A 13,560-nucleotide genomic window follows, 5' to 3' on the forward strand; every position below is an offset into this window, starting at 1 on the left:
GTCTGCGTTATAATTTCGCGAACTGGTAATTTGGCTTGATGTTGGCGTTAAGATAAATGCCCTTTGAATCCGCCTGCATGAGCTCTTGATGCCTCCACTCCTCTACAGCGTAATACACGTACGTTTCTCCCGACCTCAGAAACCTTATACGGAGTTCCTGCGATACGGCGTCGTAACCGATCGCCTCGATGTTCTTTGAGTCTACAAAAATCATTTCAGGCATTGCCACCTCCCTCTTCTTGGTCTTGATTATCTTCGATCTCAGCCGACGTGGACTGGGCACGCCAGTTGGCGAGCGCTTGTGTGTAGAGGTTTCCATCGGGGCGATCCGGCGTTTGCCAAACATCTGGAAGCTTCGGATCATCGCCAACAGGCTTTTGCCTCGCCTTACGCACGCGCACACGCGATGGGATTGGCATCACCTCGCCCAGGAAAACACCTTCGCCCGTCCGCAACGAAGGCAACTGATCGACAAGGCCGCCAAGGTCATCGGGAATGGCGGCCGAAACCTTGGAGCGATCGGCCGAATTGGTGAGTCGAAGAGCGATCAAGGAGCCGCATTGGCTTAGAATTGCGCCGTCGATTTCAGAAGGCCGTTGCGTGACCAGCATCAGGCCAGTCCCGTATTTCCTCCCTTCCTTTGCAATCATCGACAAAGTGCGATGGGCGGGCGTCTCAACGCCCTCGGGAACAAAGCGATGGGCCTCATCGAGCACAATAAGAAGCGGTTGCTGTCGCCCCCCTATCGGCAGATCCTGCGCCCAAAACAGCATGTCGTACACAATGCGCAACATCGTGCCGACGATAGTTGGAAGCACTTCAGACGGTAAACCTGAAACATCGAAGATCGTTATTGGCTTGTCATGCCCAACCCAGTCCCTGACAAGAGCGTTGAGATCATTCTGTACCTGGCCATTCAAGTCGGGTTCGTAGCCGCCACCCGGGTTAAAAAGAAACGAGAACCGTGCATCCTTAAGGCGGCTGTGCATGAGGTCGAGGTGACGCTCAATGTTACGCTTTTTCTGGTTCTTATAAGGCGCCTGATTATAGGGACTCGCCGCAGGATATCGATCCGACCGAAGAAGGCTGGCATCTCCCACTTGTTCGGGAGCATAGGCGTTTGCGGCGGTTTGCGGCGCGTTAACAGGAAACGTCACCCTCTCGAATTTATCGAGTTCGTACCAAAGCTTCTTAACGCTGAACGGCACTGGCGAGTCCGCCGTCAGCGTTTCAGGCGGCGGCGGAAGGGCGAGATGAGCAGCAGCCGCGACTTTCATATCAAGCACTTCATCGCGGATCGCCGCCTCATGGTTCGGTTGGAGGCCCCCCAACGTGAGTTGCTGAAGCTCTGCGAACGGAAGGGCCCAGAATGGCACCCAAAGAGGCCTTTCGCCGGCCTCCTCATTCGGCCGAATGCGGAATACACGCGCACGCTCGCCGAGCGCTGTCGCATATTCGCCGTGCGGATCAATGACAATCGCGCGCGCATTGGGCAAGCTGCCGTCCGAAACAGTTTCCAGTAGAACCGTAACGAGGTTTGATTTTCCAGCACCCGTCGAACCAACGACTGCGCTGTGCCGACTAACAAGCCCCGCAATGCTGATGTCCGCCGATATTCCCGACGCCGCCGCGATCCGGCCAACCGAGATCGTGCCTTTCTTGCCCTTCGCCCAACCATAGATAATCTTTAGATCATCATTGGTCACTAGATGGACTTCGTCACCAACTGTCGGATACTGACCGACGCCGCGCTCAAATTCGCCGCCTAAAGTCTCGCCGAACAGAACGATGGTCATCCAGCGATAGCCGGAAAGATGAAGTTGTTTATCGTCTTCGAGCGCAGCGCCAAAACTGGGCTGCCCGCTGCCCGGCGGCGCGGCATCAGCGCCAATCTGCGTGCATACCGCGTATAGGTTCGTGTAGCCCAATGGCACGCGGAAGAATCCCCCTATCTGGCCGACGCGGTATGACTCGCCGCCGATCATGACAAGGGTGGAGGGCATATCCTCGCGCAGCCGGACCCGAATAACCGCGCCCGTAACGGAGGCCACCTGCCCGATATATGTTGGATCGGCTAGCGGCATGCGCTTCAGTTGGCCATAGATTCGAGAAAACGACAGAAGCAAGCGAAGTCGCCGATCTTCATGACGCCAGACTTCGGCACCTTGGAAGCGTCACCGCCGGCAGCAACGGCTTCGGATTTCAGCTCGAACACTCCATCCATGAAAGACGGGATTTCGTTAGGCGCCCACTTCGAACGACGCCCTCCTATTACGCCGGTGTGCGGCCCCACCACAATCAAATTAGATCGTTGATAGGCGCGCTTAATCAGCACGCTATCATCCGCAAGTTCCTCAAACTGCAAGGCATAGACATGAGTCCGGGGTCGGTTCTCTAATGCTCCGAAAATCAGGTTGTTTATGTGCTCATCTCCAAAATTAAATCCCGCCGCAATTAAAAGGGCATCATCCTGTTCCAAAAAGCGAGTTAGACGGTCGGTGAATGCCGCATAAGGCTGTTGGCGTGATTCATCGTATTTTTGAAACGACGGCATAATCATTTCTCCCGCCGGGTCGATCGCACCCCGAACGACGCGGCTGCGCCCGTCCTGCTCGATGCGCTGCCAAGTGACGGAGCCGTGCATCTTCCACAGGCGAGTCCAATTCGCGCCCGGCGCCGTTTCGGCCCGCCTCACACTGTCCGGGTGGAAAAAAGGCTGGTAGCTCCCCACAAACCCGTCGAAGACGGGAACACGCTCCGATTCAAGGGCGTGCTCAATGAGCACATCGTAGTTTACCGTAAAAATCTCCACACAGCATTTCCGGGAAGTCTTGGCGATCCACCGCGCTAATTTTCGATGCGCGAAATCTTCGGGAAGGATCTTGAGCTCAGGCGTCACGATTCGAGCGATTGTCTTGCGCACACATTCTTCAAGCTTATCCAGCTCGTCGACCTTGAGGCCGCACAACGTATCGTCCTTGCCAATGGCGTTGAGCATCATCCTCAAGCGGGAAAGGACGTTCTCAATGTGGGGATCAAGCTTTGCCTCTTCGCAGTGAGCTTCAATCGAGGCCCAGGCCTTCGCAAATTTTTCTCCCAGTTCGCCGCAATCCTTTTTGCAAGCTGCGGTCAGGCCCGGCACGGCGGGGACCACTGGCTGCGTTTTGCCTCCGGCAACGGGCACGGTTATCGAACACGAAGTGCCCGCGCCGAAAAAGAAAGCAATGGGCTTGTCGTGCCGCGCCAGATGATCTCGAAGGTCGGCGAGGGTCTTCTGCGCGTCGTGCGACGGCTGTCCATTGGTCATGCTATGGGCTCCGCCATGACTGGCAAGTTTGCGAGGGCGTCACGCAAGATGCGTGTCGCGCGGCAGTCGTCCTCATTGTAATCGAGTATGCGCTGACGGATCGCAGGGTCGGCCGAATCGATCCAGCGGTGAAACCATTCAATCGAAGCGGCGCCAGATGGGTGGGTGTCACGCCACGAAAATCCGAGATACTTTGCAAGTGTTTTGATCGAAAAATCCCAGGTGGGCCACTCGGTCGTCTTTTTTACAATGTCATTGTAAAGGTCGATCGCGTTGGTAGGATCAAAAAGACGTTCAATATCGTCAGCGCTGCAAACGTCCGGATATTTTTCCTGAAGCGCACGGTATACCGTACGCTCATATTTCGAATAGTAGTAGATCGTGCAAGGCTGGCGATCTTGGATGTAGGTCCATGCCTCACCGAATGCCCTTTTTTCAGCCGCCGGCGTAGCTGTTTCGGCAAATGTGGAGACGAATCTTTCCGTTGCGTTGTCTTGGCCGAGGCGCTCGACAAACCCATGCAGGTAACAGATGTCGCGCATGGGATCGACTTCGATGTCGAAGAACAGCTCGCACTCATGATCAGGGAACGCTATAGGCTCGCGGGTGTAGGGTGTACCGTCTTTGGCCGACAGTAGCTTCGCCCGCTCGTGAAATTTACGAAGCGTGCCGAGCCCTATTCCCGGGAATACGCTCTTCTGGCCATTGGCAAAGCTTTCCGGGTCTGTGCTAGCGAGCTGCGCGACCGTCCGGACGCTGCCATACATCACATCGCGCTTCGACCTACCAAGTTCAGGGATCATCGTCAGATCGTCGGTTTTCTTCAATTGTTCGACGCACAGCGAGTACCAGTGGCAAAGCTTGCAGATGGCCCCGAAGGCGGGAAGCGTCACCAATCTTTTGTTGACGATCGATTGGGCTTGGCCAAGCGCATCCTCGTAGTCCTGCCAAAGCGTACGCGCGCTGCGTTTCCCGTACGGCGCCTGAAAATCGTAGGAGACTTCCCTGCCATGTATGTCCCACACGAACGCGTGGCGGCTCGCAGAAAGATTTTTGCGTTCCAGAATGTCGGTGTAGAGACCAAGCTGAACCACGTACTGGAGTTTTGGTTTGGAATTATCGTCCGGCCCTTCCTCGCCTGAACCGGATTTTATATCGCCAGCCAAGTATCCCGACTCTTTTTTGCGCAGTAGATCGGGGTCGCCCAAAAGACCGTCGATCTGGATACGCCCGCCGTATATCAGCGGTTCGCCGCGTTGCATTGCCTCGGATGTGCGCTGTTCCTTTTCGTCACCTGCGAAATGAGAGAGATCGAGGAATCGCTCTTTGAGACCTGCAATGACTTCCTTTTCGTATAACGAACCCTTTTCCCAGAGAAGTTCGACGAACGCGCTCGGCTCGTCCCGTTCCGAGGGATCAGAGTACAGGTCCATCGTTACGCGGTGGGGGCATGCAATTAAGTCGTAAAGCAATGCGGCTGTTACGGGCGGTGTCATTGATAGATTTCCCGGATTGGCTCTTCGGCGCCGGACGGGCAAGTTCCATCCGGTGGCTGGAGGCCCCTTCACGCCCTTGCTCGAATCGACGGAAAGGGACGTTGCCCCATAGATATCCATATCCCCTGTAGCGGCTCAACCTCTGGCCGCAGGGCTGCGCGCTTGCTACATTCTGTCGATATAGACCCGCTTCGTCTCTAGCAGATTTCACTTCCAGCCGCGAACAACTAGCGAACATTGTCCCCCAAGCTGGAGATCAGTTTCCGCGACCAGTGGGAACGTTGCTGCGCGGCGTGCTGAACTGCGCCCGCAAGACGGAGGTCAAAGGTCCAAGGCTACCCAGCAAGAAATGGGTCAAAGACGCTGGAGGAGCGGAGAGCGGGTCGACCGCCCTGAAGCATGACGCGCAGAGTGTGCAGCGACCACGCGTGGATCCTGCTTTGAAAGAGTTTCCGCGTCGAGATCAGAGTAACCAAAAGAGAGCATCCCCCGCCAAACTGCGCTAGTACCTTACTACGCGATCGTGTATAAATGCGCTGCGTTATGGCGAAAGGCCTTGTGTATGTTTTTCCTGGTATTTCCGCCTGAGGAGCTTCGGAAGCGTATGCGCGAGAGCTTTCCGCGCATGAACGCCATGAAGGCGTTTCTGGATGTTGCACGAACCTGCGACGCGACCATGTCCGTCGGAGCGTTGTCGACCTTTCTTTATGTCGCGGTGTACGTTCCCGAGCTCGCTTCAGGCAGGATGTCGGTCCAAGACCTCTCACGCGCGATGGCTGTACCATACACGTCGCTGGCAAGGCACATCGACTTGCTGTCGAACGGCGTTCCTGGACGGGTCCGCGGTCTTGGGCTCTTAGAGCGCGGCGCCTTGGCGACCAACCGTCGCCAAAATCAAATCGTACTGACCGAAAAGGGCATGGAACTGCTGGCCCGCCTGGCAGCGGCCTTCAATTCGTCTTCGGATGACCCGGAGTTCGAAGAGATTCTGCCAGAAGTGTCTCCGCCGCGCCCGATCAGCCTCGGCATGATCCCCTCCTCCTACGGCAAACCCGGGAAGAACAGGAAAACGGAAAAGCCGAGAAATAGGGAAACGAGGAAACAGGGAAATAGGGAAAGAGAGAAGGAAGGAAATTAGATCAACATTCGTCGGGGTTCATCGTCCTCCTTTGGCGGTTATTTTCTTAACGCAAATTAACTCTAAAGATAGTACGCGATAGTGTCATTACGTGATCGCGTTATATTCGACGTAACGCGTTCATCTGGATTGGTGTTGACATGAACTTCGCGCATGGATGGAAGCCGCGCCGTCCCTATAGCTACGCAAAGGCTCAGCGGGAATTCGGCAAGATCCTCGCCGAGGAGAACGGTGACGCTCTCGTCGACAAAATACAAACCGCTATGGCGACGCTGAAGAACTCGCCAGACGGGATTTCCAGCGCGGGAGTGCAGCGTCTCGTTTCTCTCAAGATGAGCCTCGTCTCCCATGTCATGAGGATTCTCGCGGCGCTGGACGCCGGTCCCGAGGGATCTGCGAACGCCGGCAACACGCAGTCCGGGTCGACGGTTAAGGACCCTCCCGACGGTAAGCGGCCCGAACGGTGGCAAATCCAAGTGCAGGCAGCCCTTGACGCAGCGGAAAGGCGCGGCGCCGACCGTCTCGTTCCCGCCCTCAAGGCCCTTGAAGAGCGCGACGAGAAGCAAGCTGCAGAGCTCAATGCCGCCGACTTGGAAATCGAAGGCCTCAACGAAGAAGTACAATCGCTCCAAGTCGAACTTGGTACCGTAAGGGGATATCTCGAAGCAGAAGGATTGAAGCTGAAAGCCGCCGACGAGGCGAAGAGGTTTTCCGATGACCGGGCAGCCCATGCGGAAGCCCAGGTCGCCGAATTGAGAGCAAGTAATTCCGAGCTCGTTCAAGTCGTGGCCGCCGCCAAAGCGGAGGCGGCCCTCGCCCATAAACAAGCTGAGACTCGGCTTGCGGAGTGCGTACAGTTGAAGTCGCACCTTCAGGATCAGATCTCGCTCTCGTCGCGGCTCGACGCGCGGGTCAAAGAACTCGATGCCCTCGTGTACGTTCTGACGCTGGCTCGTTTGGCACCGTTGGTGCCCGATCTTGGCGACGCTTAGACGCGCGGCTTTGGCAGAATTGCAATTCCCCAAATATCCTTGCGTACCAGATAGTCGTCATGGCGTACACCGCGGCGGGGCCTTGCCCTTGTATTTCGGGACAAGGAGGAGCTGAGCTTGCTCAGAGCCGTTAAGTCTAGATGGCGGAGCACTTTCAACCCTTGGCGGTGATGATACGTTGAATAGCTTCGAGTCGCTCGGTTGCTCTTTCGATGGCTAAGTTCTGGCTTCGCTGGTTCTGAACTATTTGCTCCAAAAGATTGATGATCAATTTGATCGGGTCCATGCCGGACTCCACCGGCAGCTCGCGCAGCAATTCCAGCAGAGGCTTCAGCTCTTGCACGCCGGCTAGGATCTTCTGTGTCTGCTCGAAGATCTTCCTTCCGTGATGCACTTTCATCAAATCTGTCTGCTCGTCTGCGGGCATGCTCAAACATCTCCATTATGGTTCGACGATTGACCTTGACGAGTCGATCCACGGAACCGAGGACAAGGTTGGACTCGACGTGTCGGACGACCAAGACGCCAGGCTTCTCTCCTTTCTCGATGATGAAGCCTTTACGCGAAATGGCTCTCTCAAAAGCCGGAAGCTCACCCGCAGTCTCCCAGAGCCGCTTCAACTGCGTCCGCGCCCGAGGCAAGTTGAGTCCACGTCTTTTGGCCAAGCTGCGCGTTCGACTGGAATAGGACGTTTGGGGCTTTTCGGGGCTTTCTCCATGAGCCTCAATGAGCCAGGCCGCAGTCTCGGGATCCGACTTTTTAAGATGACGCACCACGGAGGCGTGATTGCGCCCTAAGACGGCGGGCTCGTGTAGGATAAGCCGCTCGGACAATCGGCTTACCTTTTCAAGGCGGATCGCGGAGTAGTTCTCCTTCAAGGCCCGCCCCTCAAAGTACCGTCCCAATATTAGGTGGCCATGCAAGTATCCGGAGCCGCTAGCACGTGCCTTGCCGTGTACAACGATCGCGTATGGTCGCGAATCCTCCGGGTCGAGCTCCAGACGCGCCAAGTGGGCGGCCTCCAGGAATGTTTTTCGCGAGCACATTCGAGCGGGGTTGAGCGTGATATGGAATGCGGCTGGTGAGCGGGGAAACGCGCCGTCTCTATAGGCGAGAGCGTCATCAAGGACGCCTTGCACATCACTTGCCAGCGAGTTTCCAATCTCCGCCACGTCCACGTAGTCGTTGTCTTCTGACTTGAAGACGTGCCTGCGAAGGGCGTTGGCGTCCCTTGCCGTGCGAGCGTGCTTGACGATGGTGATGATCATTGGCACCCGCCCTCGCCCAATTCGTCGAGCACGGCTTGTCTGAGATGGCGGAGTTCGTCTCGGATATCGGCGAGTATCGATTGCTCAACCGCAAGACCCGAATTCAATTTGCGGGCGACCTGGTTGGCGTTGTTGCCGATGCGTCCGAGCTGACCAAGAAACGTCCCGAGGCTGCGTTGAGCTTCGGTGGGCATCTGGCGCCGCGCGGGGGGATCAACGGGCACCTGCCCGACTGCCCTGAGCACCGTCACGCGCGCAAACGAACAAATCCCCATGCCCGCGGCATCGGCGGCGGCCACGATCGATCGTCGTTCCTCCTGCGTGACGCGCAGCCGAAGGGCTGCGGTCCGCCGAGGCTTTTTGGTTTGGGGTTGCACAGGGGATTCCCCTTGCCCGGCCTGGCGGTGGTCCTGGCGCATGCGCCCCCTTTTGGACCACCGCCACTGCTGGCTACTGCCCGTTATCCCTTCCCCTACTGCCGCTACCGATCTTGTCCGTGGTTCCCGCGCGGGACCAGCACGTCGCCGGGCGGGTCGCCCCCATCGTCATCCTCGGGGCCGGGTCCCGCGAGCGGCCCGAGTCCGCCGTCCCGGAATTGCCATCCCGAAAGCGTCGCTGACCGCTCGTGGAACTTCTTCTTCCCGCTCACTACCACCAAGGGAGAATCCCCGCGCCGGGTGACCTGGGGCAACACCGGAAAGCCCGTCGCCGTCTCGACCACGTGCATACGGCGCTCAGCGGCTGGAGCGAACCAAGGCGCGGGCTGAACGCGCACAGCGGCGGGCTGCGAGAAGCCCAGCGCTTCGGCGGCGCGCTGCACGAGGACGTCGGTGACGGGCTTGGGGACCCTGACCGGGATGTCGCTAAACAGTCCGTCGAGCCAGCCATCAATGTCATTGACGGCCCGGTCCCCAAGGAATGCGGCGAACTCATCCGCACTCATGCCGCGAGAAGGACTAGGTATTGTATTACCTCCCGCAGAAAGGGCGTCGAGGTAATCGACCACGATGGGCTTCAGGATCCGCCTGGCCTCTTGGACGAGGCGGACGGGCGGGTTCCCTTCGACGACGAGCTGTCCGGCATCGCGCTTGAGGATCCGCACAGCCTCGATCGCGCTCATGGGCTCGGGCGGCGGGGCGACCTTAAGCTCCTCTGCGCGCTCAAGCAGCGGGGCCTTCGAAGTCTCTTCGCGGAGTTTGGAGACGCCGTCTGCGGGCCGCAGACGGCGCCATAGAGCCAACAGCAAACGCTTAACCATATCGAGGCGTCCTCGTCTTCAAAGTTGATGAAGACGGGCGCCACCGCGGGCTTGACCGTCGCGATCCGGGCGGTTTGTATCCGCGTGGATACTCACTCCCCGGGGAGCGCCTCTTTAAGCTCGGTTTTCAAGGGAAAAAGCGCTATTGGCTTAGAGTCCCACCCCTTCCGCCAAACCTCACTCCAAAAACCGCACCCCGTACTCGTGCTCCAGCCGCCAGACGACGCGGCAGGCCTTGCGCCGTTCGCCGTCGTCGCTGCGGATGCTGAGGGTGAATTCCGGCGGCAGGTCGTCGTCGGCGCACAGGCGCGCGCCGCCGTTCGACAAATCGACGATGGTGCAGCGGCGCAGGCCGGTCAGATCGTGATGGATGTGGCCCGCGCGATTGAAGCGTGCGCGCGGGGATTGTCTCCGCTCCGCGAACACGGCGCGATCACTGCATCTGCCCGACCGGATAGGCGAACAGGCAACGTCCGGCCTCGTCCTTGACTTGGACCTCCGAGCCGACCCAGGGGCTGTTTTCGGTGATGCCGAGGTCGAGGCTCATGAGTTGCGCGGCCTCGCCGGCCTCATCCGCGGACGAGAACAGCCGTCCCGAGAAATCGAGATGCCTCTGCTCCGGTCCGACAATATCGAAAAACAGCTTCGTCATTTGCGTTCCACACTCCAGGAAGCCCCTTCCCTTAATGCGGAAACTAGCGCATGCGCGCTAAGTTGCTGTTCAGTATTTGGATAAGAATTTAGAAGAACTCGCCCGGACAGATCGTGCAAATTGCCGCTATTTCAGGCGGGTGAGTTCCTCGCCGCCGCACAGCGCTCCGGCGCAGCCTTCGATGCGGATCGCCTTGGGCCCGAGTTCCCTGATCTTGCCGCGATAGGTGTGGCCGTCGTCGTCATTGTAGAGCTCGCCGGACCATACGCCGGGCGCGCTCGGCGCCATGCCGAACAGGATCTGCATGCCGGCCAGTGGCCGGTGGCGTTTGGCCGGATCGGGATTGTGCTTGTCGACCGGCGGCCGGCCGGTCTGCGGGTCGAGACGCGGATTGGTCGTGGCGATGAAGCCGCAGACCGCCTTGCCGCAGGTGGCGACGCGGATCTGCGCGCCGTCCTTGGCGCGCCAGAGCCCGACCGGCGAGGCCGCCGCACTTTGCGCAAGCGCCAAGGCGCCGAGCGCCGCGATGAGGATGTGGGTCCGCCGCATGCCGCGCCTCAGAAGTCCAGCAAATCGGGGAGCAGCGGGCCGCCCTGCGTACGGCACTGATTCTGGCAGTAGCGGTCGCAGCGGTCGGTGAGTTTGAGGCACTGACCTTGCGAGTTGCGGCTCAAGCAGCCGACCAGGCCCTGCGCACAATAGGCGCCGCATTGGGTCCCGCAGACGCCCGAGGCCCAGACCGACTGCGCGCGTTCGCTGCGCGGGAACGGCAGCGTCTGCGGCGTCGTCAGCGCCGCCGGGCGCACCGTCACGTCGGCCGCGCCGGCCGGGAGCGCCGTCACGAGAGCCAGCAGGGTGAAGAGGAGCACGAAGGGGCGCATGCGGCACCGTCCGGTTGCCTTGGAGTCGGCGGGAGAATAGCGCCCGTCCCTGCCGCAGGCTATGCCGTCCGCCGCATTGCCCACGGCCGCAGGCGCAACTTTCGGCGCTGTCGTCTCATTGCTACAGTCGCGTGACAGCAAGGGCGCGGGGGCATTGCGCGAGGGAAGACCGTGAATACCGTTGCAGAGCAAGAGATGACTGCCCCCGAGGCCCCGGTGCAGCGTTTCGCCACCGACGGCATCAAGCCGATGGGCCGACCGAGCCTGGTCACGCGCATCTTCATGGCCGTCGTGGCCTGCGCCGAGCGCCTCAACGTGCGCTTGAGCCGTGTCGGCAATCCGCCGATCTATGACAAGGCTGTCTTCCCGTGGGCGACGGCGGTCGAAGCCGACTATCCCGCCATCCGCGCCGAGCTCGAGCGCGTGCTCACGCGCCAGGACGACCTGCCCGGCTTCCACGAGATCTCCTCCGACGTCGCGACCATCAGCCAGGACCGCGGCTGGAAGACCTTCCTGCTCGCCGGCTACGGCTTCAAGTCGGACGCCAATATCGCGCTCTGTCCGCAGACCTGGGCGGCCTGTCAGAAGATTCCCGGCCTCATCACGGTGATGTTCTCCATCCTCGAACCGGGCAAGCATCTGCCGCCGCACCGGGGCCCCTACAACGGCGTGCTGCGGCTCCATCTCGGTCTCATCGTGCCGGAGCCGCGCGAGGCGCTCGGCATCCGCGTCGAGAACGAGCTCTATCGCTGGAAGGACGGCGAGGCGGTGATCTTCGACGACGCCTTCGAGCACGAGGCCTGGAACCGCACGCCGCACACGCGCGTGGTGCTGTTCGTCGATTTCCGCAAGCCCCTGCGCTTCCCGGCCAACGTCCTCAACTGGCTGCTGTTGAACCTTGCCGTGTTCACGCCCTTCATCCGCGAGGGCATGGACAACCAGAAGGCCTGGGAGAAGCGGTTCTACGCCGAGGCCGAGGCGCTGAGGAACAGGTGACGCGCGCTTCATCCCTCCCCTGAAAGGGGAGGGTCCGGCGCGCAGCGCCGGGGGTGGGGTTAAGTCGCGGTCATCTGCAAATAGCCCCCACCCGCCGCCTTCGGCGGCACCCTCCCCCGCAAGCGGGGGAGGGATAAGAAGCCCCTGACGGCTCGCCTTGCTTTCGCGGCCAATGCTCTATAGCTCCCCCGGCATGCTCGACCCCGACAAGAAAACCGACACCGCCGCCCCCAAGGTGAGCTTCGTTTCGCTCGGCTGCCCGAAGGCGCTGGTCGACAGCGAGCGCATCATCACGCGCCTGCGCGCCGAGGGCTACGAGCTGACGCGCCAGCACCAGGGCTCCGATCTGGTCATCGTCAACACCTGCGGTTTCCTCGACAGCGCCAAGGCGGAATCGCTGGAAGCGATCGGCGGTGCGCTCAAGGAAAACGGCAAGGTCATCGTCACCGGCTGCATGGGCGCCGAACCGGAGAACATCACCGCGGTGCATCCGGGCGTGCTGGCGATTACCGGCCCGCAGCAATACGAGAGCGTGCTCGATGCCGTGCATCGCGCGCTGCCGCCGCAGCACGATCCTTTCCTCGATCTAGTGCCGCCGGAAGGCATCAAGCTGACGCCGCGCCACTACGCCTATCTGAAGATTTCCGAAGGCTGCAACAACCGCTGCTCCTTCTGCATCATCCCGAAGCTGCGCGGCGATCTCGTCTCGCGCCCCGCCGCCGACGTGCTGCGCGAAGCCGAGAAACTTGTCGCCGCCGGCGTCAAGGAACTGCTCGTCATCTCGCAGGACACCTCCGCCTACGGCGTCGACGTCAAATACGCCGTCAGCACATGGCGCGACCGCGAGGTGCGGGCGAAGTTCATCGATCTGACCGCCGCGCTCGGCGAGCTCGGCGTCTGGGTGCGGCTGCACTACGTCTACCCGTATCCGCACGTCGACGAGGTCATCCCGCTGATGGCCGAGCGCAAGGTGCTGCCCTATCTCGACATGCCGCTGCAGCACGCCGCGCCGGACGTCCTGAAGCGGATGAAGCGGCCTGCCTCGCAGGAGAAGACGCTTGAGCGGATCGCGCGCTGGCGCGAGATCGCGCCCGACCTGACGCTGCGCTCGACCTTCATCGTCGGCTTCCCCGGCGAGACCGACGCCGATTTCGACTACCTGCTGCAATGGCTCGACGAGGCCGCGCTCGACCGCGTCGGCTGCTTCAAATACGAGCCAGTCAACGGCGCGGCGGCGAACGACATTGCCGAAGCCGTTCCGGACGAGGTGAAAGAAGACCGCTGGCACCGCTTCATGCAGGCGCAGCAGAAGATTTCGGCGCGGCGCTTGAAGCGCAAGGTCGGCACGCGCCAGCAGGTCATCATCGACGAAGTCGGTCCGAGCGTGTCGAAGGGCCGCTCGATGGCCGATGCGCCGGAGATCGACGGCGCCGTTTACGTGGCGAGCCGCCGGCCTCTGCGCGTCGGCGAAATCGCGACCGTCAAGATCGAGCGCGCCGACGCCTACGATCTGCACGGCAGCGTCGTCGGCTTCTGACGCGCAAAGGTCCGGCCGCGCGGGACGCGGGCCGG

Annotated in this window: 15 protein-coding genes; 4 read left to right on the forward strand and 11 right to left on the reverse strand. The window is 60.3% G+C overall.

Features of this window, described 5'->3' with window-relative positions; genetic code table 11:
• Positions 1 to 7 precede the first annotated feature (7 nt).
• Genes VGV41_RS17915 through VGV41_RS17930 form a run of 4 tightly spaced genes read right to left on the reverse strand, consistent with a single transcriptional unit; the run spans position 8 to position 4,803 of the window.
• Positions 8 to 319 (reverse strand): KTSC domain-containing protein, encoded by a 312-nt coding sequence (locus VGV41_RS17915; RefSeq protein WP_326865339.1) that lies wholly within the window; start codon positions 317 to 319, stop codon positions 8 to 10.
• Positions 216 to 2,126, reverse strand: a complete 1,911-nt coding sequence (locus tag VGV41_RS17920; protein WP_326865341.1) for an ATP-binding protein — start codon at positions 2,124 to 2,126, stop codon at positions 216 to 218. Before VGV41_RS17920 ends, VGV41_RS17915 begins: the two co-directional genes overlap by 104 nt.
• Complete coding sequence (locus tag VGV41_RS17925; RefSeq protein ID WP_326865342.1) at positions 2,090 to 3,307, reverse strand: SIR2 family protein; 1,218 nt, start codon at positions 3,305 to 3,307, stop codon at positions 2,090 to 2,092. Before VGV41_RS17925 ends, VGV41_RS17920 begins: the two co-directional genes overlap by 37 nt.
• Complete coding sequence (locus VGV41_RS17930; protein WP_326865343.1) at positions 3,304 to 4,803, reverse strand: TM0106 family RecB-like putative nuclease; 1,500 nt, start codon at positions 4,801 to 4,803, stop codon at positions 3,304 to 3,306. Before VGV41_RS17930 ends, VGV41_RS17925 begins: the two co-directional genes overlap by 4 nt.
• Before the next feature lie 604 nt (positions 4,804 to 5,407).
• Here VGV41_RS17930 and VGV41_RS17935 point away from each other — a divergent pair.
• Positions 5,408 to 5,941 (forward strand): hypothetical protein, encoded by a 534-nt coding sequence (locus VGV41_RS17935; protein WP_326865344.1) that lies wholly within the window; start codon positions 5,408 to 5,410, stop codon positions 5,939 to 5,941.
• 140 nt (positions 5,942 to 6,081) lie between these two features.
• On the forward strand, positions 6,082 to 6,933 hold the full coding sequence (locus VGV41_RS17940) for a hypothetical protein (protein ID WP_326865345.1): 852 nt from the start codon (positions 6,082 to 6,084) through the stop codon (positions 6,931 to 6,933).
• A 154-nt stretch (positions 6,934 to 7,087) separates the two neighbouring features.
• On the opposite strand, the gene VGV41_RS17945 is transcribed toward VGV41_RS17940, so the two are convergent.
• The 7 genes from VGV41_RS17945 to VGV41_RS17975 all read right to left on the reverse strand — a co-directional run bounded on the left by VGV41_RS17945 (position 7,088) and on the right by VGV41_RS17975 (position 10,992).
• On the reverse strand, positions 7,088 to 7,360 hold the full coding sequence (locus VGV41_RS17945; RefSeq protein ID WP_326865346.1) for a hypothetical protein: 273 nt from the start codon (positions 7,358 to 7,360) through the stop codon (positions 7,088 to 7,090).
• Positions 7,361 to 8,197: 837 nt separating this feature from the next.
• Positions 8,198 to 8,620 (reverse strand): plasmid mobilization protein, encoded by a 423-nt coding sequence (locus VGV41_RS17950; protein ID WP_326865347.1) that lies wholly within the window; start codon positions 8,618 to 8,620, stop codon positions 8,198 to 8,200.
• 62 nt (positions 8,621 to 8,682) lie between these two features.
• Positions 8,683 to 9,459 (reverse strand): hypothetical protein, encoded by a 777-nt coding sequence (locus tag VGV41_RS17955; protein ID WP_326865348.1) that lies wholly within the window; start codon positions 9,457 to 9,459, stop codon positions 8,683 to 8,685.
• 177 nt (positions 9,460 to 9,636) lie between these two features.
• Positions 9,637 to 9,885, reverse strand: a complete 249-nt coding sequence (locus VGV41_RS17960; protein ID WP_326865349.1) for a PilZ domain-containing protein — start codon at positions 9,883 to 9,885, stop codon at positions 9,637 to 9,639.
• Positions 9,886 to 9,892: 7 nt separating this feature from the next.
• Entirely contained in the window at positions 9,893 to 10,111 is a 219-nt protein-coding gene (locus VGV41_RS17965) for a hypothetical protein (RefSeq protein WP_326865350.1), read from the reverse strand.
• 126 nt (positions 10,112 to 10,237) lie between these two features.
• Entirely contained in the window at positions 10,238 to 10,660 is a 423-nt protein-coding gene (locus tag VGV41_RS17970) for a DUF2147 domain-containing protein (RefSeq protein WP_326865351.1), read from the reverse strand.
• Positions 10,661 to 10,668: 8 nt separating this feature from the next.
• Positions 10,669 to 10,992: a hypothetical protein gene (locus tag VGV41_RS17975; protein WP_326865352.1), complete on the reverse strand. Its 324-nt coding sequence runs from the start codon at positions 10,990 to 10,992 to the stop codon at positions 10,669 to 10,671.
• 195 nt (positions 10,993 to 11,187) lie between these two features.
• Here VGV41_RS17975 and VGV41_RS17980 point away from each other — a divergent pair, with 195 nt between their 5' ends.
• Together VGV41_RS17980 and rimO are read left to right on the forward strand one after the other, a co-directional pair.
• A complete protein-coding gene (locus VGV41_RS17980) occupies positions 11,188 to 11,988 on the forward strand; it encodes an aspartyl/asparaginyl beta-hydroxylase domain-containing protein (protein WP_326865353.1) in 801 nt (266 codons plus the stop codon).
• Between the two features lie 172 nt (positions 11,989 to 12,160).
• Positions 12,161 to 13,525, forward strand: coding sequence for a 30S ribosomal protein S12 methylthiotransferase RimO (gene rimO, locus VGV41_RS17985; RefSeq protein WP_326865354.1), 1,365 nt, complete (start codon positions 12,161 to 12,163; stop codon positions 13,523 to 13,525).
• The last annotated feature ends 35 nt before the right edge of the window (positions 13,526 to 13,560 follow it).

The sequence above is a fragment of the Pseudolabrys sp. genome (assembly GCF_035943735.1).
Lineage (GTDB): Bacteria > Pseudomonadota > Alphaproteobacteria > Rhizobiales > Xanthobacteraceae > Pseudolabrys.

Excerpts from the sequence above, each read along its gene's own strand:
- VGV41_RS17915 (WP_326865339.1), bottom strand. The coding sequence starts at position 319 with ATGGAAACCTCTACACACAAGCGCTCGCCAACTGGCGTGCCCAGTCCA.
- VGV41_RS17970 (WP_326865351.1), bottom strand. The coding sequence starts at position 10,660 with ATGCGGCGGACCCACATCCTCATCGCGGCGCTCGGCGCCTTGGCGCTT.
- VGV41_RS17940 (WP_326865345.1), top strand. The coding sequence starts at position 6,082 with ATGAACTTCGCGCATGGATGGAAGCCGCGCCGTCCCTATAGCTACGCA.
- VGV41_RS17930 (WP_326865343.1), bottom strand. The coding sequence starts at position 4,803 with ATGACACCGCCCGTAACAGCCGCATTGCTTTACGACTTAATTGCATGC.
- VGV41_RS17980 (WP_326865353.1), top strand. The coding sequence starts at position 11,188 with ATGACTGCCCCCGAGGCCCCGGTGCAGCGTTTCGCCACCGACGGCATC.
- VGV41_RS17955 (WP_326865348.1), bottom strand. The coding sequence starts at position 9,459 with ATGGTTAAGCGTTTGCTGTTGGCTCTATGGCGCCGTCTGCGGCCCGCA.
- rimO (WP_326865354.1), top strand. The coding sequence starts at position 12,161 with ATGCTCTATAGCTCCCCCGGCATGCTCGACCCCGACAAGAAAACCGAC.
- VGV41_RS17925 (WP_326865342.1), bottom strand. The coding sequence starts at position 3,307 with ATGACCAATGGACAGCCGTCGCACGACGCGCAGAAGACCCTCGCCGAC.
- VGV41_RS17965 (WP_326865350.1), bottom strand. The coding sequence starts at position 10,111 with ATGACGAAGCTGTTTTTCGATATTGTCGGACCGGAGCAGAGGCATCTC.
- VGV41_RS17950 (WP_326865347.1), bottom strand. The coding sequence starts at position 8,620 with ATGCGCCAGGACCACCGCCAGGCCGGGCAAGGGGAATCCCCTGTGCAA.
- VGV41_RS17945 (WP_326865346.1), bottom strand. The coding sequence starts at position 7,360 with ATGCCCGCAGACGAGCAGACAGATTTGATGAAAGTGCATCACGGAAGG.
- VGV41_RS17935 (WP_326865344.1), top strand. The coding sequence starts at position 5,408 with ATGCGCGAGAGCTTTCCGCGCATGAACGCCATGAAGGCGTTTCTGGAT.
- VGV41_RS17975 (WP_326865352.1), bottom strand. The coding sequence starts at position 10,992 with ATGCGCCCCTTCGTGCTCCTCTTCACCCTGCTGGCTCTCGTGACGGCG.